Source organism: Streptomyces calvus, from assembly GCF_006782915.1.
Classification (GTDB): Bacteria; Actinomycetota; Actinomycetes; order Streptomycetales; family Streptomycetaceae; genus Streptomyces; species Streptomyces calvus.
The window spans coordinates 48960-74663 of record NZ_VCNP01000016.1 but is presented as its reverse complement, the minus strand read 5'-3'; the positions used below and the strand labels follow the sequence as shown (position 1 = coordinate 74663).

The window sequence follows — 25704 nt, the reverse complement described above, 5'->3', positions numbered from 1 at the left end:
GGCCGCTCCCGCACTCTGCCGGGAGCGGTCGCCCCGTCCTGCCCGCACGGCCCGCGGGACGGCGCTCGGTGAGCATCCAGCCGTCGCCCGAGGTCAACGCGATGATCTTCATCCTCACCGGGGAGAAGCTCATCGACGCCGACGAGGACCTCGCCTACGAGAGCCGGCGGCCCTACTCCGGTCTGGGCCGCAAGCTGGACCGGATGTCCGAGCTGATCGACAAGTCGATCCACGACATCGCCGAGTCCATGCCGGACGACCTGTCCAAGTCGTACGCCAAGGCGATGGGCATGCTCATCGACGACGGCGGCAAGAACTACTTGCGCGAGTTCGCCGAACAGCTCGACAAGATCGCCGAGGGCCGGCGCAAGACCTCCATGGACATCATGGAGTCCAAGTGGCAGGTCATCGCCGAGGTGATCCGCCTCCTCATCGAGATCGCCATCTACCTGGCGATGTCGTTCTTCACCGGTGGCGCCACGGCCAGCCAGATCATGATGGCCAAGCTGCGCAGCCGCTTCATGATCCTCACCACGCTCAGCCATCTGCTCCAGCGGCTGCACCTGGCGCCGTCGCTGACGGAGGCGTTCGCCGAGGCGTTCACCACCTTCGCGGTGCGGCTGGCGATGATGAACTTCGCCCCGGACGGCCGCCGCCCCGACGGCATCGACTGGAACGACATCCTCAAGTCCGCCGCGTTCGGTGCCGCCGCGGGCGGACTCACCAGCTTTTTCGACAGCTGGGCCCGGAACATCGTCAACAGCTACGACAACAACTTCCTGAAGAACGGCCCCGATCTCGACTTCAAGAACAACCCCAACCTGAAGAACAACGGTCCCGGACCCGACCTCACGTCCAACCGCCCCCACCCCGACTCCAAGCCGGGCCCGGACCCCGCACCCGGCCCCGACACCCCCCACGACCGCCCCGACCCCACTCCGGCCGGCAGCGGCCCGGACCTCACGCACACGCCGGTCACCTTCCGGGACAACCCGCTCTCCTTCCGCAACAACCCCGAGCTGTGGCGGAACAACCAGCTCTGGCGCAACAACGCCGACCGGCCGGGCGCGCTGGCCGGTCACTACGGGCTCAAGGGCACGGCCGACTTCCTCGCCGCCGGTGCCGGTGAGGCGCTCGCGGAGATCCTCATCAAGGGGGCCTTCGACGGCGACTGGTCCACGAGCTGGTCCACCTTCGTCGGTGCGGGCCTCAGCAGCCAGGTCGAGGCGACGCTCAGCGACATCGCGGTGAACAGCGGTGCCGAACTGCGCCATGTCATCGACAGGTTGCGCCTGCAGCCGCCGCCCACCGTCTCCGGCGGCGGCAACGATGCCGACACGCCGGACTCCGCCGGTGCCCCGGGCTCGCGCGACGCCGACGCGGACGGCGACGGCACCGACCGCACCGGCGGCCCCTCGGGTGCGGGCCTCACGGGCGGCAACGGCTCCGCCCTCGCCCCGCCGCCGCCCGCCACCGTCCAGAACACGGGCCTCCAGGGCGACTTCACCGGCAGCGAGGCGCCCCCGCCCTACGTCGCGGAGAACCCGCCGCCGTACTCGACGCCGGACCCGCCGCCGTACACCCCGGGCACGCTGCCCGTGACCGCCGCCGAGAACGCGCTGTGGCAGCAGGTCCACGACGGGCCCGCCGACGTGCGCGAGCAGGCGCTGCGGGACATCGCCGCCCTGCGCGGGTCGCCGCTGCCCGGCGCCGTCGAGATCGGCGTCCGTGACGGCCTCCACAGCAGCCTCTCCCAGGTGCCGGAGGTCCGGGTGGTCCCGGCCGGCAACGGCCCCGCCGCCCAGATCGACAGCGACGGAGTCCGCCGCGCCGTCGAGGGCCTCGGCATCCCGGTCACCGTGGACGCGCCGATCGGCAACGGAACGCCGGGAGTCGGAGTGGGTTCCGGCGGCACCTCCGGCGGGTCGAGCACCGTCGGAGGTGTCAGTGCGTCCGGTGGGTCGAGCACCGTCGGAGGTGTCGGTGCGCCCGGTGGGTCGAGCACCGTCGGTGTCGGTGCATCCGGTGGGTCGGTGACGCCGGGTGGGTTGGGGACGCCGGGTGGATCGATGGCGCCGGGTGGGTCGGTGACGTCCGGTGGGTCGGTGACGTCCGGTGGGTCGGGGACGTCGAGTGGGCCGGGTGTTGTCGGTTCGTCGGGGGCATCCAGTTCGTCGGGTGCTACCGGATCGGCGGGTGTTTCGAACGCGTCCGGCGCCTCGAACACGAATGGTGTGTCCGGCACTTCGGGCGGGTCCGCGAACTCGGCCGGGTCCGGCACCGGTGGGCGGACGAACGGGACGGCCGACCTCGGGGACGGCGACCCGGTTCCCTCGACCGAGCAGCCCCAGGACAACACGACGGTCACGTCGGACGGGACGACGGACGACCTCCCGCAGTCCTCGCAGTCCTCGCAGTCTTCGCAGTCCTCCGAGACCGCGCCGGTTCCGGAAAGCACCGTGCGTCCGCAGGTCACCTCCTCGCCGGAGGTGGACAGCGCCGGTTCGCACGCCGGTACCGGTGACATACGCGGTGACGTACGTGACGTACGCGGTGACGTGAAGGTCGATGCCGATCGCGTCGGGCAGGACGTGCCCACGCGCGCGGCGCCGTTGACGATCGTGGTGTCGGAGGTGCCGCCGCCGGGTGTGGGGACGCCGGAAGCGGCGGAGTTGCTGGACGGGGCCGGGACCGACCGGGCCGTGGTGCTCGGGCCGGCGGTCGCGTCGGACGGGTCCGGGCGACCGGTGCGTGCCGCCGTCGAGCTGACCCGGGAGGCGCCGGGCGCTCCGGTCAAGGTCCGCCCGCTCACCGGTCCGCCGTCGGTCGTGTCGCCGGGCGCCGGCAGCACGGACGTCACTGCGCCGGACGCGGGCCGCACGGACGCCGCCACGACGGACACCGGCACGGACACTCCGGGGAGCGCGGACATCCGGGGCTCCGCGGACGCCCGGGGTTCCGCCGACACCGTGTTCCCCGGCGCGGATGTGCTGCTGCCGCTCGCCGATGCCCTCGGCGTGGTGGCCGACCCGGCTCCCCGTCCCGTCACCGAGAGCACCGGGACGGTCGACGACGGCAGTGATCCGGTCACCCCGGATGCGGTCAAGCCGCCGAAGACGGTCCTGGAGACGGCAGCACCTGCCGCTCACAGCACCGCGGTGGCCCCGGACGCCACGGTCACCACCGACCCCGTCCCCTCGAAGCTCGCCACCCTGTCCCTGACCTCCACCGAGACCGCGACCGACCTGCACCTGGAGTCCGGCAACAACACGGCCGACGACAACGGCACCGCGAGCGACAACAACACCGCCAACGACAACGACCACGCCAACGACAACGGCAGTGGTCGTGGTGACGGGCCTGGTGGGGTCGGTCCCGGTCACGGGGGCGCGGTTCCGCCGGCCGTGTCCGTGAGTCCGTCGGGCGCCACCGCGCCGGCGGCCGTGGGGACGCCTCCGCCGTCGGGGCGGATCGTGGTGCGGCCCGCGGGAGAGCCGGTCATGACCACGCTGGACGGCCAGTCGGTGCCCGTTTCACAACTGCGGAGGCTGGTGCCGGACACCGCCGTACGGCCCGAACCCGGGCGCGCCGTAGGGACGTTGACCATTTCGCAGAGCCCGGCCGAGGACGGTACGGCGCAGGACGCGGGGCGGCGCGCGCTGCTCGGGCAGGACACGTTCCGCGGTGTGCGCACCACGTCCGCCACGCCGGCACCGACCGTCGGCCCGGCCCCGGAGACCGCCACGACCCCGGGGCCGGGGACCTCGCCGGGGACCGCCGCCGAACCGCCCGCCCGCCGCACCGTGTTCACCGGACCGCCGGCCGCGCTCCCCGGTGCGGACAGTGAGCGGGGCGGCGACTACTTCGCCGCACACGGCACCCCCCGTACCGTCACCCTCGGCACCGAGGACGCCGCGCGCCCCACCGTGAAGGTCAGCGGTGTGCAGCTCGGCGAGGTGCTCAAGTCCTGGTCGCGCGACGGTGACCAGGACCGCCCGCTGGTGCTGTTCTCCTGCGAGACGGGACGGCAGCCGGAGGTGGCCGGTCTGCCGGTGGCGCAGCACGTGGCGAACCGGACGGGACGGCCGGTGTACGCGCCGACCACCGAGGTCGGTACGGCCCGCGACCGGGACGGCAACGTCCGCGCGGTGCTCACCGAGGGAGCGGACGGGCCGGGCCGCTGGCGGCTGTTCACTCCCGAGCCCACCGGCGCCGACCTGGACGCGCTGGCGCGCGACGCCGGCCTGCACGCGGGTCCCGGCCCCGCCGACGCCTTCGCCCGGGCCCGTACCCTCCAGCAGGTCCGCACGCTGCGCGGCGCCCTCGGCCAGGACGCCGAACAGCGGCCGGAGAACCGGGAGCTGCTCGCCGGGCTCGCCTTCGTGGACGGCCTGCGCTGGCTGAGCCCCGACACCGCGGCCCGCTACGGCGACGGCCGAATGACCCCGGACCTGCTGGACCGGATGGTCACCGACTGGCACGCCGCCACGGGCGGCACCGCCGTCGATCCGGCGACCGGCCCCACCCCGGAGCAGTACACCGCGTTCCTGCGTGCGGCGGCCGACCTGCGGGCCACCGCCGGGCCGGACACCACGCTCGACGTCCTGCTGCCCCCGCCGCCGCCCGAACTGCCGCCGTCCACACTGGTTTCGCGGGAGGACGTGCGCGGACTCTCCTACGTGCCCTCGGCGGAGGTCGCCTGGGCGCTGTCGGACGCACCGCTGCCGCTGTCCGATCTGGGCCTCGGCCCTGAGGACACCGCCGAGCTGGCACGCCGCCTGCACGACCCGGCGCCCGCGACCACCGTCCCCGGGCACCAGCCGACGTCCCTCCCGCCGGAGCCGGCCGAGGTCGACCCGGACACGGCGCGTCACACGTACGGGATTCCGGAGAAGAACTTCAAGGGCTTCCGGGAGGTGTCGCGGAACAACAGTCTGGTCATCGATGTACGGCCGACCAATCCCAGTGCTCCGAAGTGGCTCGAGTCCGGGGCGATGGCCAAGCCGCAGGAGATCAAGGCCAAGACCGTCAACGAGACCGATGTCCTTCTGGGTGCGGATCCGGGGACCGTGGGGCTGGTCGGTTACTTCAGGCCGGTCCTGCCGGAGCCGGCGTCCGTTCCCGAGGGGCAGTGGGACAGGGTCCTGTCGCGTTTCAACCAGCGTTCCACCGAGTTCCGTGAACTGGCCCCGGTGATGGCCGCGTTCGAGGCGGAGAACAGGTTCGTCGTCAAGGACGGCGTGGTCCACGGTGTGGACGACAACGGTGAGCAGCGTCCCATCACCGGTGATCACGATCTCTTCGACGTGTCGACGCCGGGCGGTACCCGCGTCTCCCATCCGCGGCACGACGCGCTGATCGAGGAGATGCGGTCCAAGGACATCGCCGTGATGCACGGCGCGCACATGTTCTGGAACCCGTCGACCGCCTTCGACAAGTCCGTCTTCGACAAGATCGTCGATTCCCACCAAGGGCCCGACGGCGAACCGCTGCTCCGATTCCGCCCCGACAACGAGCACGCCGAACTCACCTGGCCCGCGCCGCTCAGGACCGGTGAGGTCAACTCGTACACGGCGCGTCACACGTACGGGATTCCGGAGAAGAACTTCAAGGGCTTCCGGGAGGTGTCGCGGAACAACAGTCTGGTCATCGATGTACGGCCGACCAATCCCAGTGCTCCGAAGTGGCTCGAGTCCGGGGCGATGGCCAAGCCTCAGGCGATCAAGGCCAAGACCGTCAACGAGACCGATGTCCTTTTGGGTGCGGATCCGGGGACCGTGGGGCTGGTCGGTTACTTCAGGCCGGTCCTGCCCGAGCCGGCGTCCGTTCCCGAGGGTCAGTGGGACAAGGTCCTGTCGCGTTTCAACCAGCGGTCCACCGAGTTCCGCGAACTGGCCCCGGTGATGGCCGCGTACGAGGCGGAGAACAGGTTCGTCGTCAAGGACGGTGTGGTCCACGGTGTGGACGAGGACGGCGCACAGCGTCCCCTGACCGGCGATCACGACGTCTTCGACGTCTCGACGCCGAACGGCACGCGTGTCACGCATCCGCGGCACGACGCGCTGATCGAGGAGATGCGGTCCAAGGACATCGCCGTGATGCACGGCGCGCACATGTTCTGGAACCCGTCGACCGCCTTCGACAAGTCCGTCTTCGACAAGATCGTCGATTCCCACCAAGGGCCCGACGGCGAACCGCTGCTCCGATTCCGCCCCGACAACGAGCACGCCGAACTCACCTGGCCCGCGCCGCTCAGGACCGGTGAGGTCAACTCGTACACGGCGCGTCACACGTACGGGATTCCGGAGAAGAACTTCAAGGGCTTCCGGGAGGTGTCGCGGAACAACAGTCTGGTCATCGATGTACGGCCGACCAATCCCAGTGCTCCGAAGTGGCTCGAGTCCGGGGCGATGGCCAAGCCTCAGGCGATCAAGGCCAAGACCGTCAACGAGACCGATGTCCTTTTGGGTGCGGATCCGGGGACCGTGGGGCTGGTCGGTTACTTCAGGCCGGTCCTGCCCGAGCCGGCGTCCGTTCCCGAGGGTCAGTGGGACAAGGTCCTGTCGCGTTTCAACCAGCGGTCCACCGAGTTCCGCGAACTGGCCCCGGTGATGGCCGCGTACGAGGCGGAGAACAGGTTCGTCGTCAAGGACGGTGTGGTCCACGGTGTGGACGAGGACGGCGCACAGCGTCCCCTGACCGGCGATCACGACGTCTTCGACGTCTCGACGCCGAACGGCACGCGTGTCACGCATCCGCGGCACGACGCGCTGATCGAGGAGATGCGGTCCAAGGACATCGCCGTGATGCACGGCGCGCACATGTTCTGGAACCCGTCGACCGCCTTCGACAAGTCCGTCTTCGACAAGATCGTCGATTCCCACCAGGGGCCCGACGGCGAACCGCTGCTCCGATTCCGCCCCGACAACGAGCACGCCGAACTCACCTGGCCCGCGTCGCCCCGGACGACACCCGCGCCGGACCGGCCGGAGAGCCCGGCCGACGACCTGACCCTGTTCAGCAAGGTTCCCGCCGCTCCCGGACCCGCGGACACCGTGCGCGCGGACGGCGCCACCTTCCAGCGGCTGGACACACCCGGCGGCGGGAACAGCCTGTTCCGGGCGCTGCTCGACGCCGCGCGCAGCCGGCCCGTACCGCCCGCGTGGGCGGCGCGCGACATCGCCGGACTGCGCCGGTTGCTGCGCGACCGGATCACCGGGTCCGAACTGGCCGCCGCGGCCGCCGAGGCGACCCCGGACCCGGTGCTCGCCGTGGTGGACGACCTGCGGATGGACGCCCTCGACGGAGTGCGGGACCCGGACGAGCACGAACGGATCACCCAGCAGTGGAACGCGATCGCGCAGGCGGTCGTCACCGACGGCGACGCCGGCCGGTGGCAGCGGATCCTGCGGGACAGCGCCTACCCGCACCTCGCCGACGTGGCGCCCACGCCCGCCGCCGCGCGCCGGCTCGGCACCGAGGGACTGATGGCGGCGGCGGCCGAACTCCCCGGGCTGTGGGCGTCCCCGTTCGGTGACCTGCTCCCGCAGGCCCTGGCGCACACCCTCGACGTCGACCTGCGGCTCGTCCAGCCCGACGGGCAGGCAGCGGGAGACACCCTCGTCGTCCCGCTCCACCCGGGCGGCCGGGACGGCACCCTGCACCTGGCCTACAACGGCACCGACCACTACGACGCCCTCATACCGGCCCCCGACACCCCGGCCACGCCAACGACCAGCCCCGAAACCGGGGACAGCGACACGCCCACCACCACGCCCACCACCACCGGCAGGACGCCAACGCCTGCCACCCAGGGCCCGGACGGTTCCGACCCGTTCCGCGAGTGGCTGCGGGACATGGGCGGGATCACCGACGTCTACGGCTCCGGGACACCCGACCCGAGCGATCCCTACCCGCTGGAGACCCAGCTCGAGCGGTACCGCCCGGCACGGCTCCTCACCGGCCCCGACGCACGTCCGCCGGGCCCGGCCCCGCGCACCGTCACGTTCGACGACGGCAGCCGGCTGCCCGCCGTCCTGCTCGACCCGGACGCCGACCCGCGCGACGGCGACGAACGTGACACCGGCCGGCGCGACGGCGATCCGCACGGCGGCGGTCCCGGCGGGCGCACCGACCGCGGCCCGCAGACCGCGCCGTCCGGCCTCTTCACCGGACTCGGCGTCGTCACCCTGCGCTCGCCCGAGCAGGTCGCCCGCGAGATCCTCGGGAAGCTGCCGGAGACGCTGCGCGGCCAGTTCGACGAGGCGGAACTGCTGCGCCTGCTGACCGAGCAGCCCGGCGCCTTCACCGCGCCGCGCGGCGCCCGCCTGGTGGGCCGGGAAAAGTCCGGGGTGGGGCACGAGTTGACGGTCGAGGCCGTCCCGTACCACCGCTGGGAGCGCTTCGCGGAGACGAACGGCGCCACCACCCGCCTGGACACCATGCGGCGCGGCCAGGCCACCACGGGCGGCGGGCGCAGTGTCGGGTTCGGACGCCGGATCGCCGCCGGGATCAGCATGGGTCCGCCGCTCAGCTGGCTGGTGAAAATCGGCCTCTCGCTGGGCTGGACCCGCAGGACCGACTACACGCTCGGCACCCAGGCGTACAACCAGTCCGAGTACCGGTCGCACGACGGCTCGCACCTGCACCTGGACGACGTCTACTACCGGGTGAGCGTCAACCGGGTCACCGAGGCGCCGAAGAGCGCCACCCAGGACACCGCCACCGGCACCGGCACGCCCGCGACGGCCCCGCGCTGGCGGCGCACCCCGGTGCACACCGCGGACTTCGCCATGCGGGACGGCCTGAGCTGGCGCCTGCCCGACGACCTCACCGTGCCGTTCACGGGTCCACGGCAGGCACCGGAGACGCTCACGTTCCCGGACGGCGTCGACCCGCGGGCCACCGACATCACCGGGCTGCACCTGACGGACCCGCCCGAGGACCTGGCGCTCGCCATCTCCGGTGCGCGGCCCGGCAGTTCGGCGCACCGCGCACTGGTCTCCTACGTCCGTCCCGAACGGCTGCTCGCCCTGTTCGGCCGGCTCGCCGGGCCGGTGAGCGGGCCCGAACTGACCCGGGGCAGCGGCCAGCACCCGCTGGGGCACCTGGTCGTCGAGCGGTCGGTTCCGCACCGGGCCACCCTGGTCACCGAATCCGTCACCACCGAGGTGCGCGACCTCGCGCAGACCACGTACCAGAACGAGCGCGGGCACGTCCGCGACACCCGCTTCGGCATCCAGGTCACCTCCGGACCGAACCACACCGTCGTCGGCCCGGAGACGGACGTGCGCATCCAGGGCGGTCCGCTGGTCCGCGCGGACTTCAGCGCCGGCCGCGGCCACTACCTGGGCACCGACGCGGCCCGCAAGGTCACCGCCCGCATCCGCAACCAGCCGATCGCGCTCTACCGGGTGGAACGCACCCTGATGGTGCGCATGGCCGGCGAGCCGCGCTCGGCGGTGCGCCCGGTCCGTGTGGTCAGCCTGGACTGGATGTCCACGCAGGACGCCCGCCGGCTCGCCGGCTGGGACAGCCGTACGCCCGGGCAGACCGGCCCCGACGCGGACGCCGAACCGCCGGTGCCGTGGTACCTCACCCGGGAGGACCCGGTCCACCTGGGCGGGCAGGTCCGCGCGGAGGGCTTCCGCCCCGACCGCCCGCAGTACGACCCGGCACACGCCGTACCGGAGCCGACCCGGGACCGCACCCGGGACCAGGACCCGCGGCCCACCCAGGACCCGCGGCCCACCCAGGACCCGCAGCCCACCCAGGACCCGCAGGGCACCCAGGACCCGCAGGGCACCCGCGACCATCAGAACCCCCAGTCCACCCAGGACCCGCAGAACCCGCAGGACCCCCTGCGTGCCTTCGCGGACGCCGTGCTGGACACCCTGCACCGCTCCTACCCGTCGCTGTTCGTGCCGCCGTCGATGCTGCGGCACCCGCGGCTGGCCAGGTTCTGGTACGGCGACGGGCGGATGCGGACCGCGCTGCACAACGACCGGCAGGTCCGCGAGGCGCTGAACCGGGGCACCCTGGCGCAGAGCCTGGACGACCTGACCACCACCGGGGTACCGGTCACGCTCACCGAGGACGGCAAGGTGAGCCGCGGCCACCACACGCTGACCCTGCGGGCGCGCCTGACCGACCGGCGGTTCGAGACCACCATGAGCGAACGGTCGCTGCGCAACGGGGTGGTCGGCACCGAGGTGTCGGGCCAGGGCCAGCAGGCGTCCAGCACGCTCTCCGCCGGTTTCGAGGTGGGCATCTCGCCGCGCGACCACGACAAGGTGCCCGAGGCGGGACTGCCGGCCCAGACCGGCAACGTGGCCGTCGGCGCCCGTTACGCCCTCACCGACCAGAAGGCCACCCGGAGCACGGTCTCCGTCACCCACGACCACCTGACGTACCAGAACGGCGCCGACCTCTACAGCTACCGGGTCGAGCTGAACGCCACCTTCGAAGGACACCGCCGCCCGCGCGGCTGGACCCGGCTCGTCTCGGCCGGCCTGCTCGGCACCGGCGTGTTCGTCAGCAAGGTCGAGGAACGTCCGCTGTTCAGCCGGGGCAGCGAGACCGTGGGCCGGGTGGAGCTGGCCGTGCCCGCGGCGCACGGCTCGCAGCGCCACGCCCCCGTCGACGCGCCGGCAGGAGCGCCGGCCCCGGCACCCGCACCGCAGCGGCTCTCCGCCGACGAGGCCGACCAACTCCTCGACGGGACACGGCCGTTGCCGCGTCAGGACACCGCGGACCGGCGGCTCGTCCAGCGGCTGCTGCGCGCCCCGCACGTGGTGCTCGGCACCGAGGGCGGCCGGGAGCGGCAGCAGCTCATGCAGGAGACCGCCGACCGGGCCACCGGCGGCTCCTGGCACGTCGGCGCGCCCGGCACCCCGGTGCGCGGCGCACTGCGCCGGGCGATGGCCAACCTGTCCATCGCCGGGCAACTCGGCCAGTACCTGGGCCCGTTCGGCTCACGCGTCACCGGACTCAACGGCGCCGGCCCCTTCCGCACCCACTACCTGAAGGCCGCGGTCCGCGGCGAACTGCACAACCTGCGGGTCATGAGCGACCCGAAACCGTCCAGCCTGGAAGCGACCCTCGGCAACGAGCACCGCATCGCCGGCAGCGAAAGCACCGTCGCGCGCACCACCCTCGGCGTCCAGGGCGCCGACATGCCCCTCCAGCACGCCGGCGAGCCGGCCGTCGTGGGCTCCTACTCGACGGCACTCCAGTACGCGCGGGCCACCGGCCGCAGCATCTCCAGCAGCCTCACCCAGGGACGCAACACCACCGTCACGTTCGCCGGGCGCATGTACCTGGTGGTCGCCGACGCCGCCGAGACCATCGCCGTACGGGACCGGTGGACGGCCGCGATGGGCGCCGTCGGCACCCGCGCGGGAGCCCGTGTCAGCTCCGCGGCCGGCCGGATCTCCGAGCGGCTGGGCCGCGGCCTGGCCCCGCGCCGGGCCGCCGCCGCGCTCCAGCGCATCCGCGACGCGGTGATGTTCCACCTGCCCATGCAGGACGCCATCGAGGCCGGGCTCGCGCCCGACGGCCTGGGCACCGACACGCCGCGCAACCTCGGCGGCGGCTACCGCGTGCCCGCCTTCCTGCGGCGCCAGTTCGCCGGCCACTCCAGCGGACAGCTCGACGCGAGCGGGGCGACGCCGCAGCTGATGGACCGGCTGAAGAAGGCCGGAGTTCCCTCGCACGACCGCGAGCAGGTCCTGCAGCGGCTCTCCCCGGACTTCCTGCGCTCCCACGTGCACGAGCTGACCACCGACGGGATGAGCCTGCCGGTCCACTACCGCACCTGGTCACGGCCGCACCACCTGCCGACCGGCGGCAGCCCCGCGCAGGTCCGGATCAAGCTCACCCCCGTCACCACCACCGTGGAGCGGCTGCGCACCGGCATCGAGCTGGAGGACTACCGCACCACCGCCCGCGACCACGCCGACGGCGTCACCCAGGAACGCGGCGGCGACGTGACGATCGCCGTCGGCCAGCGCGCGACGGGCGGCGCCCTGCTCGCCAACCCGGCGGTGCAGGGCACCGCCGCCGGGCAGCGGTCGTCGACCCGGACCGAGACCAGCGGCAGTACCGTGACGCCGAACATCGCCACCACGCAGGCGCACGCCGAGGTCGTCACCGGCTACACCCTGACCGTCACCATGACGGACGCGGCCGGTGACCCGCTGCCGCCCCGCGCCGTCGCCCGGGTCGGCAGCCTCCACCAGATCCTCCCCGCCGGACTGCTCACCCCGGACGGCGACGGCTCCGACGGTGCCCTCACCGAACAGGACGTGCCGGAACCGGAGCGCGCGGTACGGCTGCTGACCGCCGAACAGGCCCGCCCGGAGGCCGTCGCCGCCTGGCGCACCTCCGGCAGCGGCACCGGCGTGGCTGCCGGTGCGCCGGACGTGTCGGACGTGCTGCCCTTCGACCACCGGATCGGCACCGGCATCCTCGCCGTGGACATCCGCGGCGCGGCCAACGTGCAGGACGCCCTCACCCTCGCCACCGCCCGCGCGGACGGCACGGGCGACGGCGCCCTCGGCAGCCGGTACACCGGCGACCCCCTCGACGCGCGGGTGCGCATGGCCCGCCTCACCCCGCTCACCGGCCTCGGCACCGCACCCGCCCAGGCCCAGCAGGATGCCACCACCCAGGTCGGCCTCACCTCCGGCTTCCGCGAGGCGCTGAGCGCGGACGGTTCGACGCTGCCCACCCAGGCCTCCGCCCGCCTCTTCGGCCAGTTCCACACCGCCGACTCCCGCCTCTACGCCAAGATGCACCGCACCGGCGCCCGCCTCCTCGCCGTGGAGAACAAGCCGCGCATGGAGGCCATGCGGCGCTCGAAGACCTCCGACGCGCTGGAGGGCGGCACCTCCGACAACACCGAGGCCGCCGTGGGCACCGCGCCGCTGGCGGGCACCAGCAATGCGGGCGTCGTCAACCCGGGAGTCACGGTGCCCGTCGCCGGCGCCAACGACGGCATCACCGCCAAGGACGCCACGGACACCACCGTCGCCGCCCACGTGAAGGCGGCCGCCGACCGCAGCATGCTGTTCGCGCTGCCGGTGAGCTGGCTGTCGGTGGCCGAGGTGGACCACCGGATCACCGACAGCCGTCCGCTGCGGACCCTCGGCAAGGCACGGCGCGGGCCGCGCGCCGCCGAGGCCGGGACGACGGCCCTGGTGTGGCTGCGCGAGGACCTCGCCCGCGAGTACGGGCTGCTGGACGACACCACGTTCCCCGACGAGGTCGCCGCGGCCTGGGACGACCAGGCCAAGGCGGCGGACGACCTCGTCGCCGCCGAGAAGGGCTACTACGACGCCCGGGCGCGGGCCCGCGAGACCTGGCTCGGCCTCGGCGCGCAGGAGCAGGCCGCGCTCGGCGACGGCGAACCCGACCGGCCGACCGTCCTGCCGCGGGAGGTGGCCGAGTCCCCGGCCGTCGCCGCCTGGCAGGCCGCCCGCGACGACGTGCGCCGCTGGCAGCAGCGCACCGCCGCCGCCGCCGCGGACCACCACCGGCTGCACCTCGCCGCCTCCCGCCTCACCGCGCACCACCAGGGTTCGCCCGCGGTCACGGTGCCGGACCTGCCGCAGGACTACACCGAGCCGGAGTGGCGGTCCGAGGCGCCGGAGCCGTACCGGATCAGCGACGGCACCGGCTCGACACCGCGCACCCTCACCTCGCCCGACGGCGTGACCGTGCGCGAACTGCACGACGTGCCGCACGACGGCGCCTCGTTCTTCCACGCGCTGCTCGCCGCCGCCGGGCAGCGCGGCAGGCTGCCGAAGCTGCTCGGCCCCGACCTCGCCGCCCGCTTCACCGCGGCACCCGGCGACCCGGAGGTCACCGCCGAGGCCGTCGGTGCCGCCCGGGACCGGCTGGCGTGGGCGCTCGGCGAGGACCGCAACCAGGATCTCCTCGACGCCCTCGCCCTGGACGTCGCGGACACCTTCACCCAGGAGGAGATCGACGCCGCGGGAGTGACCTTCACTCCCGCGCAGCAGGCCGAGTTCGACGCGTTCGGGCGGCTCCCGGTGACCTTCTGGCCGAACCCCGGGCAGCGGGTCGCGCTAGCCGTCGCCGCGCTGTCCCGGCCCTTCGCGAGCGAGCCCCGCCAGGACGCCACGCAGGACGCCACGCAGGACGGCACACGGCGTGGCGTGCAGGACGCGGCCGGCTCCCCGGCTCCGCCGGAGCGGCGGGCCGGCGACCACGGCGGCGCCGACCTGCTGCCCGCCCTCGCCGCGCGGGTCCTGGGCACCCCGCTCACCGTGGTGACCGGTGAGGGCCGCGAACAGCTCTTCCTCCCGCCCGGCACCGACCCGTCCGCCGTCGACCCGGCCGCCGATCCGGTGCTGTTCACCGCCGACGGCTTCTTCCACGCCGCCCTCCCGCCCGGCACACCGCCCCCGGCCGCCACTCCGCTGCCGGCCCCGGCCCGTTCCGCGTCCACGGCCCCCTCGACCGCGGACACGTCGAACCCGGACCCCGCGTCCACGGACACGTCGAACCCGGACCCCGCGCGCCCCGCCCGCGAGCAGCAGCCCGCGAAGCCGCCCGTCCACCGCAGCCACGCCACCCCGCCCTGGACGCCGCCCGCCGACAGCACCGGCCCGCACTACCGCCTCGCCCGCGACGGCGTGCTCACCGCACCCGACGGCGCCACCTACACCCAGGGCACCGTCACCGGCCGCGGCAACGGCTTCTTCGGCGCGCTGTCCACCGCGCTGCGCCGGGCGGCCGAGCAGCCCGGCCTGGACCGCCGCGAGGCGGGACGGCTGCGCACCCGCGCCGGGGCATCGCCCGCCCAGCTGATGCGCCTGAACGGCTTGCCCGGCACCCCGGCCGAACGCGACTCGCTCTTCACGCCGCCACCGATGAACGTCCGCCGCGGCGCGCCCACGCCGAGCACGGAGGCCCGTGAGGGACACCTGCGCCGCCACCTCGCCGAGGCGCCGTGGGGCCCGGAGGCCGACCGTGCGGTGGCCGAGTGGGCCGCCGCCGTGACCGGCACCACCGTCACCCTGGTCGAGGAGAACGGCACCGCCCACACCTATCCGGGTCCGTCCGCCGACGGACCCCATCTCCGACTGCGGCGCCGCGGCGGCGACTTCGTCCCCCTGCTCCCGCGCACCCCCGCGCCCCCCGCCCCGCGCCCGGCCCCGTCGTCGGGCACGCGTCAGGACTCGTCCCCCACCCCGCGCCCGGCCCCGTCGGGCACGCGTCAGGATCCGGCCTCCGTTCCCCTGCCCCCGTCCCCGGACGGCAGCGACCTCCCGGGGCTCCCCGGGGAGGAGGAGGCGTACGAGCTGAGCACCCTCTCCGGTGCCGGAGTCACCAAGGCCCTGGAGACGGAGAGCGCCGAGGACGGACCGTTCCCCGTGCCGCCGTCCCCCAGCTCCCGGTACTCCCAACCCGACACGGCAGCCGGACTCCCTCTCACCGACGACGAGAGCAGTTACTCCGACAGCGATGACGGGGGCCCCGGAGCAGCCCGGGACACCTGGCTCGACCTCCTCTTCGGACCTGCGGCCAGGCACGACCACTCGCCCGAGACACTCGTCGACACGGTGGATTCCCTGCGGGAACTCGCGCTGGGCGGGACGGTGCCGTCATCCGTGGCGACGGCCCCCGACGGGCCGGCCGCACTGCACGCCCTGACCAGGCGGGTGCTGGGCCTCGGCCCGGACACGCCGGTACGCGGACGGGACCTGCTGCTCCTCGGCTCCCTGGCCCTGAGCGCCTCTCCGGACGAACTGGCCGACGCCGACGCCCTCGCCGGCTACCTGACCCAGTACGACACCGCCCTGGACGAGGGCACCCGGCTGCCGCCGGAGGCCGGCGGCGGACGGAACTGGACCGGCACCGGCGACCAGGTGCCGTCCCTGAACTCGTACGCGGTGGAGAGCGACGACGGCAGCCTGGTCACCTGGACCGCGCCCTGGCGCGACTCCTACGTCGTCCTCGCCCGGGCGGGCGCGGACGCCGTCCACCTGGTGACGCCCGGCGGCGAGCTCACCCTGGACGACGCCGGTGAGTTCGCACGGCTCGTCGCGCGGGACCCCGCACGGCCCCCCGGAGCCGATGTCGTCCTGGCCTTCCCCCACGGCGACATCGCGCTCCTGGCCCGGCACGTCGCCGATCTGACGGGCTCCAGGGTCTGGTACTCGGAACACGGCCCCCGACCGGCGACGGACTGGCGGTCCGGCACCGACCACATCACCCTGGGGCCGGTCCCCGACGGCGCCGACACGGCATGGACCTCCGTCGGACCGGACACGGACCGCGCGAGCGAAGCGAACGTCTCGGACATCGTCGAGCTGTACGAGGACGGGTCCGCGCCCGCCGACGGGATCGAGGCACGCCGGCCCGAGCCGCTGACCACGAGGGACTACGGGGTCGTGGACCGCAGCGGTGACGGCGTGCTCTTCCGCAAGCCCGCCGGCGAACTCCAAGGCACCTGGCGGACCCCGCAGGCGCTGGCCGACACGGAGGGCGCCCCCCAACTGGTCCTGTCCGTGCAGCAGTACCACGAGATACTCGCCACCCAGCGGCCCGTGCTGCGGATCTCCTCGGACCGCACGCTCGCGGTCGAGAACGGCGCGTACGGGCAGCAGGTCTTCGCGACGGCGGAGGCCGTCGCCCGCGCCTCGGTCGATCTGGCGCGGGCGGGTCTGGCGCTACGTCTGCGGGTCGACGAGGACCTCGGCATCCTGCTGCCCACCCCCGACGGCGGCACGAAGCGGCTGTTCCGTGTGACGCCGGACTTCCTGACCCGCTCCGGGCAGTCCTCGGAGGAGGTCTGCCGGGACTTCGCCGACATGCTGGCCGACAACGCCCGCACGTCCCACATGGTCTTCCGCGATCCCCGTACCGGCCTCGTGGCCACCGCACCGGTCAACGCCTCCGACGGGGTGGAGGTCACCGGCACGCACCACCTCGCCGACGCCCTGGGCCGGATCGCGGACGGCGACGTCGCGCCGGACAAGGCCGATCCCGCGTGGGCGTCCTCGCACGTCCGCCGGGACGACCGCCCCACCGGCGGCGAGGACGGCCCGCTGCCCGGCCGCGCCTACGGCAGCGCGCTCAGTCTCGACCTGCCGGTCGACCCGCGCCGTGACGCCCTGTCGGACGCCGCGAGGCGGATCGGGGTCAACGAGTACGCCTGGGCCGGCGTCGGCGAGGGCTACGTCGTCCAGTCCGTCGCGGCGGCCGGCGCGCAGAACCAGCCGAGCCTGGAACGCAACTACGCCAAGCCGCGATCCGCGCCCAGCCGCTCGCACTTCGGCTACCACTTCGCCACCGTGGTCCTGGCCAGCGAGGACGGCAGTCACCAGATCTCCCTGGAGAACCACGCGCGGGCCTCACAGCGCAACGCCCGGCACCGCGCGGAGGCGAAGGCGAACCTGAGGACGCGCAACCTGACCCAGCTGCGGGAGGCCGCGGCACGCCTGCGCGAGGAGATCGAGCGACGGCAGGAGGCCGGCGACGACCAACTCCTCACCGAGCTGCGCGACCACCTCGAACTGACGCTGGCCCTGGTACGGGCGAAGCAGGCCCAAGCGGAGATGCGTGCCACGACCGCCGGCTCCCCGGAGCGCGCCGCCGCCGAGCGGGCACTGGAGGGCGCCACCCGCACCGCCGCGCAGCGCATCGGCCGGCTCGAAGACGTCATCCCGGGCAAGCACCAGTGGTACATGCGGATGTACTCCCAGCGGCCGGGCGAGTCGGCCCACGACACCAACGCGGAACTGCTGGAGGACAAGCCCTCCGCCGAGGCGAACCCGCTCACCGCCGTCGTGCTCCGCGGCCAGCAGGCACTGCCGGTGACCATCTCCTTCGACAAGGGCGCCCAGCAGACGCCCGACAGTGCCAAGCACCCCCTGAGGTACCTGGCCGGGATCGTGGCGAGGACGGCGCTGTGGAACGCCGCCAACGGGCTGCCGCTCCCGGACGTCAAGGTCACCGGCCTGCGCGGCGGGCTCCTGACCGGCCGGGACATCGCGAAGGCGCGCGCCGAGGCGGTCGCGGTCTCGTTCCGGCAGGAGCTGGCCGAGGCGCTCGGAGCGCTCCAGGACGGCACACCGCTACCGCACCTCACCGCCGACGCCATCACCGTCGACCGGGAATCGGCGCGCGGCCGCGGGTCGGCCCCCGGCGACCAGGGCACCGGCACCGTGGACATCACGGTCGACGACCACCGGGGCGGCCCCCGGCAGGTCGCCACCCGCGGCCCGCGCGGCGCCCGGCGAGGCCTGCCCGGCGGCTCGCCCGACGACGGTCTCGACCCGGTGGCGGAGCAGTGGCCGATCGGCCGCCCGGTCACCGTCATGCGACCCCGCTACGGCGGCGTCGACCCGGCCGCCGTCGTCCCCGTCACCGACGTACCGGCGACCGCCCCGGCCGAGCACACCGCCACGGCGGACACCCCGGCCACCACCGGAACAGGCGCGGACAAGGGCAAGGGCAGGGCGGCGGACGCCCGCGGCGCGGCCGAGGCGACGGACACCGGCATCGTGGACGGCACGCCGGGCACCGCGGAGCCGCGGCCCAACCGGTGGTTCACCTACACGCGGGTCGCCGAGTCCCGCTCCGCACCCTTCACCTACGAGGTCGCCGACACCGGGCACATCCGGCTCCCCGGCGGGGAGGAGATCCCGCCGACCGGATGGACGCGCTTCGGCCACGACTTCGTGCACGAGGCGACCGGCACGCTCCTGCGCGGCGACAGCGGCTGGATCGGCCGCGTCGCCAACATGGACACCCTCGCGGTCGTCATGGCCGACCTCGGCCACGACGTGACGCCGCACCGGATCGTGGCGGACTCCTCTGACCTGTACGTCGTGCCGGAGGACGACGGCGACACGGCCCTGCGCATCCCGCTGCGGGAGGCCGCCGACCCCGCCGCGCCCGGTGACACGTCCCCCACCGCGCCACCGCCCCGCGCCCGCCTCGACGACCGGCCGCGGTTCGTCGTGCGGTCGGCCTTCGACGTCCGGCGCTTCACGTACGGCGGCGAGAACGTCACCGACCTGACCGTGCGCCTCGCCCTGCGCGGCGACGACGAACGGACCGACACCGACGCGGTGATGGAGCGGGTGCTCCAGGGCGTGGAGGAGTTCTACAACCGGCCGGGGCACCGGCTGCCCGGCGGTGACCGGCTGCACGTCACCGTCGAGCGGGTCGCGCCGGACGAGGACCCCCACCTGACGGTGGACCTCGTCGACCGGGACCGGCCCATGAACCAGCGGGCCTGGTGGGCCGACGCCGAGCCGGTGGAGTTCGCGCACGAGCTGGCGCACCAGCTGTCCCTGCGGGACGAGACACGCGACGCGAGCAACCCCGACCGGCTCCACGCCCCGGGCAGCCTCCTCGGCCCGTTCCGCGAGCCGGCCCCCGACGGCCTCGCGCAGAGCGGTCTGCGCCCGCGGCACCTCCAGCTGTGGGCCGCGGTCGCCGGGAACGTCGACCTGTACACCCCGCCGGAGGGCACGAGCTGGGCCGACGCCCGCGCCAACGCCCCGGCGGAACTCCGCGAGCCCGCCTGGGTCGACCCGGTGTCGCTGCCCACGGCCGGCCCGGACACCGGCCCGGACGGCGCGGTGCCGCCGCCGCTGCCGCCCGGCCGCGGCCTGTCCCCGCTCGCGGAGGCGACCGACGAGTCGGAGTCCGAACCGGACTCCGACGACGAGGACGAGGCACCCGTCTGGACCGACCCGGGCTGGCTGGACCTGCTGTTCGGCCCGCACCGGGCGACCGTGCCGCGCGACCGGCTCCGGGAAACCTCCGAGGCGGTGTACGACCTCGTCGTGGAGCAGGCCGGCGGCCGGGAGACGCAGCAGGCGCTGCGCAGCGGACTGGTCCGCCTCGCCCGTCAGGTCCTGCACATGGACAGGGCGACCGGGCCGGGGCCCGCGGACTTCCACCTGCTCGGCTCGCTGGCGCTCGACGCCTCCTCCGACGACCTCGCGACCGCCGACGACCTCGCCCGGTACTTCGTCGAGCGGCAGATCGAGACCGGGCGCGGCGCCCTCGACGAGGGCACCCTGCTGCGCGACGACGACGGCAACCCCGTCGGACGCGACTACACCGGGCCCGGGCAGCCCGTGCCGGAGCTGGAGTCGTACGCCGTGCGGGGCCGGGGCCGGGTCGTGCCGCAGCCCGCGCCGTGGCGGAACCCGTACCTGGTCGCCGCCCGCCCGGTCGGCCGCGCCGTGGAGATCGCCGTCCCCGGGCGCACCTTCCTCGTGGACAGCCCCGAAGAGCTGGCCATGCTCATCTCGTACGACGCCCGGCGGCCCCGTGGCGCGGACATCGTGCTGGCGCTCCCGCCGGCGTACGCCGCGACCGTCGCGTCCCTCGTCGCCGGGACGACCGGCCGCCGCGTCTGGTACCCCGAGGCGCCGGTCGGCGTGGCCACGCACCCCACGGCCGGGACCCGCCACCTCGTGCTGGAGCTGAGCGCCGGCGACACCGGCGCGCGCTGGGCCTCGACCGAGCCGCCCGCGGACGGCGGCCTGCCCGGCGCCCGCGACCTCGGCACCGACGACGAGCCCGGCGCGGACGACGACGGGGCCGTCAGTGACGCGTCCACCAGCGACGGGGACGCCGAGTTCGACCGCATGGCCGACCGGGCCGTCGCGCAACGGCAGATCGAGGCCCGCCGGGCCCGGCCGCTGACGACCCGCGACTACGGCGTCATCGACCGGCGCGGCACCGGTGTCCTGTTCACGGAGCCGCTCCCGGTGTCCGCCGGGGAGGTCCGGGCCGACGACGGCACCGGCCCGGACACGCCCGCGCTGGTGATGCCGCGTCAGGACCACGGCACCGTCCGCACGGCCGACCGGCCGCCGCTGCACATCTCCGAGGACCGCACCGTGGCGACGCTCGCACCCGAGGACGGCGCCACCGGCCGCAGCCGGCAGGTGTACGCCACCCGCGCGGCGATCGAACGCTCCTCGGCGGCACTTGCGGCCGGGGCCGGTGTGCGGTTGAAGGCCGACGAGTCGGTGGGCGTGCTGCTGCCGAAGGACGACGGTTCCTACGGCGAACCGCTGTTCCGGGTGGAGCCGGAGTTCCTGACGGAGTCCGGCACGTCGGAGCACGCCTTCACCCGGGACTTCGCCCGGATGGTGGCCGACGCGTCCGGCGCGCCCCTGTCGCACATCGCCTTCCGCGACCCGTCCGGCGCGGTCACCACCGCGCCGGTGAACGGCCTGCACGGCCGGGAGGTCACCGGCACCCACCACCTGGCGCAGGCACTGACCGAGGTCGCCGAGGGCACCCGCCCCGCCGACGGCGTCACGCCTCGCTGGGCCGCCCGCGAGACGGGCCGGGACCACCGCTTCACCGGCGGCGTGATCGGCGCGCCCACACCCGGCGAGCGCTACGGCCGCGCCCTGAGCCACGAGCCGCCGGACAACCCGCTGCGCACCCCGCTGGCCGCCGCCGCGCGGCGCATCGGCGTCAACGAGTACGCATGGGCGGCAGTCGGCGAGGGCTACCTGATCCAGTCGGTCAGCACCACGAACGACAGTGGCGCGCAGCTGTTCACGCACAACCACGCCAAGCCCGGCGACCGGGTGGGCCCGCACGCCCCGTACCACTTCGCGCAGGTGGTGCTGGCCAGTGAGGACGGCACCCACCAGATCACGCTGGAGAACGACACCCACGCGCCCGGCGGCATCCCGGACGGGCTCCTCGACGACGTCATCGACGAGAACCTCGACCGCTACGGCGAGGACGAACTCGGCCGGCTGGCACGCTCGGCCGAGCAGCGCGCCGCCGAGGCGCGGCGCGACGGCGCCGACGGGACGACGACCGCCCGCCTGGACGGCTTCGCGCGGGCCGCCAGGGCGCTGGCGGAGCTGCACGAGGCCGAGCAACTGCCGTGGTACTTCGACGAGGACCGTCCCGAGCACGCGCTGGCGGTGCGCGAGGCGGCCGGGGCGCGCGCCCGCGCCCGGGAGGCGATCCGGGCCGCCGCGCCGGTCATCGAGCACAAGGACGAGTGGTACTTCCGCGCCTACAGCAAGCGGCCGGGCGAGTCGGCGCACGAGGTCAACGCCGCCCTGCTGTCGGAGAGTTCACCGGCGGTCGCCAACCCGCTGACGACGGTCGTGCTGCACGGCCACGCGCCGCGCGGCCACCAGCGGACCATCCGGTTCGAGGAGCATGAGCACGCGCTCTCCGACGCGGACGCCGGCACGATCGACGGCCTGGCCACGACGCTCGCCCGCGTCGGCCTGTGGAACCGCGCGCACGGCCTGCCGATGCCGACGGTCACCGTCACCGGGTACGGCAACCGTTCGCGGAGCAGCGGGCAGCGGCGGGCCGACGCCGTCGCCAAGGCGCTCGGCGCCAGGCTGGGTCAGGTGCTGCGGACCTTCCAGAGCGGAGCGAGCGGCACGCGGCCCGTCACCGTGCGGGACTTCGCCCTGACCGTGGACGCCAAGCGGGCGCGCGCCGCCACCGATCCGGCGCAGGGGCGGGTCGTGACGGTCGACATCGACGACCACCGGCTGGTCCCGGCGGTGTCGCCGGCCGGAGCGGGTCAGCCGGGTCCGGGAGGGTCGGGTGCGGGAGTGCCGGGTCGTACGACGCCCGCCGGTGCACCCGCCCGGCCGGACGAGCCCGCGCGCCCGGTGGGCACCACCCCCGCGACGACCACCGAACCGACGACGACCGCGCCCGCGACCACCACCACTACCGCCGCGACGACCACCGATCCGGCGGCCGCACGGACCGCGACCGCCGCGCCCACGACCTCCGAGTCCCCGGCCGGTGGCGGGCGTGCCCGGTCCCGGCCGCCGGGCCGTTCCGCGCAGCCCAGCCCGGAGCGCCGGAACAGCGACGCCCCGCCGTGGGTCCACGCGCGCATCCGCTACGCCGAGGAGGCCGCCGCCTTCGACGAGCGGCTCGGCGCGTACCTGGCCGAGCACGAGGCGGTGGTCGCCGAGTACCGGAAGATGGCGAGCGCCGCGTGGGCGACGGCCCGCCGGGACCATCCGCGCAACCTCGCGGTGTTCGGCGACACCAGCAGGTACAAGGCGGGCGTCGTCGGCACGTCCCGCCCGGCGCTGCAGCAGGTGCTGCGCAGCGGCAACCTGCGGGAACTGGTGGCGCTCCTGTACGAGGGCATCTCCAAGGACTTCGTGCCGTCCATGCTCGGCGGCCCCGAGGAACCGCATCCGCAGATCGCGGCGGAGCGGCCGAGCCGGCGGCAGCGCGACACCTACACCGAGTTCACCCGGCGCTTCGGCGAGATCCAGGCCTCGGACATGTCCGCCGCGGAGAAGGCGGCGGCGGTCGAGGAACTGGAGCGGTCGGTGACGATCCGGACGCGTCCCGAGGACGCGCGCCCGCCGCTGAGCGAGGCGGAGCGCCGGATCGCGGTCAACGACTCCGGGCTGACCTGGATGCCGGCGAGGTCGGTGCACGACATCGCGATGAGCGCCGACTTCCAGGGCCGTTCGGAGGACACGGGCGGTCTGGTGGCGACCGGCACCGCCGGATCCACGTACCGCTTCCTGGTGCACGCCGCCCGGATGCGGGACCAGTGGGGCGTCGACCTGGACCTCGGCCTGATCCGGGCCGGGATGCTGGCCGTGTCGCTGACGGTGGACCACCACACCTTCCACGAGGTGATGCGCGGCGCCCAGCTCGCACTGAACGACGTGCCCGGCCACGACCCGCGGCTGGACTACACGGACAACTGGGGCCGGTACTGGAACATCCACCCGTTCACTGAGCGGGAGTTGCGCGAGAACGTCGCCCGCGACGGCCTCTTCCCCGACGAGCACGCCCAGCGCCTGCTCGACGAACTCGAGGGCCGGCCGACGACGGTCACCGGCGCCCGCGACGGCGGCGCCGCACCCGGTGACCGCGACGGCACCCGCGCCGTGCTCCCGCACCGCCCCGGACCGTCCGGCCGGACCGTCCACACCCGGCCCGTCGCCGCCGAGCCGAACCATCCGCTGCCGCAGCTGCCGAGCCCTCCGGTGCCGCAGGCGCCGAACCCGTCCGCCGCCCCCACCGCCGGGCAGAACCCGGGCGGCACCGCGCCCGTGACCGTGCTGCCCGACGAGGCCGAGCGGCACCGCGAGGCGGTCCTCGACGCGCTCCACGGCCTGGGCGCCCTGAACGGCGTCGACCGCGAGCGGGCCGACCGCGCGCTGGAACGGCTGGACCGGCTCCGGGACACCGACCCCGACCTGCGCGGCGGCTTCCTGGACCTGGACGCCCTGGTCCGCCGGGTGCTGCTGCTCGGCCCGTCCGACACGGTGAACGCCGCGGCGCGCGGCGCCCTGGTCCGGCTGGCGACCGCACCCGTCACGGCCGGCGCCGCAACCCTGGCCGCGCTGTCCGCCCACTACCTCGCCCAACGCGGCGCCTTCCACCCCGACTTCCGGCTCACCGACGGCCAGGGCCGCCCGAGCGGCTGGAACTGGCTCGGCCGTCCGCTGCCGGCCGACTTCGACACGGGCAGCACCGGCCGGATCTCCCGCGCCGCCGACGGCACCACCGGCCACAGCGGGCCCGAGCCCGCGCCGTGGCGGCCCACGTCCGGCGACCCCGACCCGTACCTCGTGCTGCTCTCCGCCCGGCCGGACGGGGTCGTGGTGCGCGGACTCGGCGGCTTCGCGCGTGCCGTGCCGCCCGAGGTCCTCCACGAGCTGATGGCCCTCGACCGCGACCTGGCCGGCCACCCCGGCCGGCCGCCGGTGCTGCTCCACGTCGAACGGGCCGCCGCCGAGCCCCTGGACCTGCCGCGCGGACTCGCCGACCGGCTCGGCCGCGACGTGTGGGCCACCACCGGCCGGGCCGGCATCGGCCGCCTGCCGAACGTCCCCGGCCGCTCCATGGTCCTGCTGCTGGACGAGGTGAAACAGGCGCCCCGCGGCCAGTGGTTCCGCAACACCCCGGCCCCCGCCGGCACGCTGCCCGCCGCCGAGCCGGACGACCGGGTGACCGCCCTCTCCGTCGCCACCCGGGACCACCGGTCCATGGGCTACATCTCGATGGACCTCTCCGAGACGCCGGGCGGCGGCTGGTCGCGGACGCTCGCGCACAGCCGGCTCGGCACGGTCACGTCCTACACCCACCTGCGCAACGCCTACGGCCCCGGCAGCGACCCCATCCCCCTGCCGTGGACCGAACTCAACCTGCCGGAGCCGTACTTCGCCAACAACCACGGCACTCCGGGCACCGTCGTCTGGCACACCCCGCAGGGCCGGCGGGACGACGACGGGCCGCGGTTCGCCCGCACGCTGGCCCGCCGCCGCAGCCTGGCCTCGCTCGCCCCGGAGCACCCCGTGGCGCTGCTCATCTGCTACGCGGCGACGCCCGCCGGCATCGGCGAGGTGCCCGGACACCACGTCGAGGGCCCACTGCCGTTCGTGCCCGACCCGCTCGGGACCGTCGCCGTCGGCCAGGACACGGCCAACGAGACGGGCCGCACGGTGTTCGCCACGCACTCCATGAACTCCACCGGCCAGACCCGGCCCGGTGACCCCACCACGTACATCGGCGTCTTCACCGACGCGCGCGGCCGCACCCAGCCGTGGGTGATGTTCCGGCCGGAGCCGGCCGGGGACGCGCTGGACCGGCGGGCCCGCGACGCCGGACTGCACCAGGACCCCGGGCCCGTCCCGGAGGCGACCCGCGAGCGGACCCTCCGGCTGG

At 74.6% G+C, this 25704-nt stretch carries 1 protein-coding gene (cut by a window edge); it reads left to right on the top strand.

Annotated features, from left to right (window positions below; translation table 11 throughout):
• Window positions 1-101 precede the first annotated feature (101 nt).
• A protein-coding gene (locus FGW31_RS07685) for a lonely Cys domain-containing protein (RefSeq protein WP_233452440.1) crosses the window boundary here: on the top strand, window positions 102-25704 show its 5' portion. It continues 14561 nt past the right edge of the window; 25603 of the gene's 40164 nt are visible here — the first part of the coding sequence; its start codon is at window positions 102-104; its stop codon lies beyond the right edge, outside the window.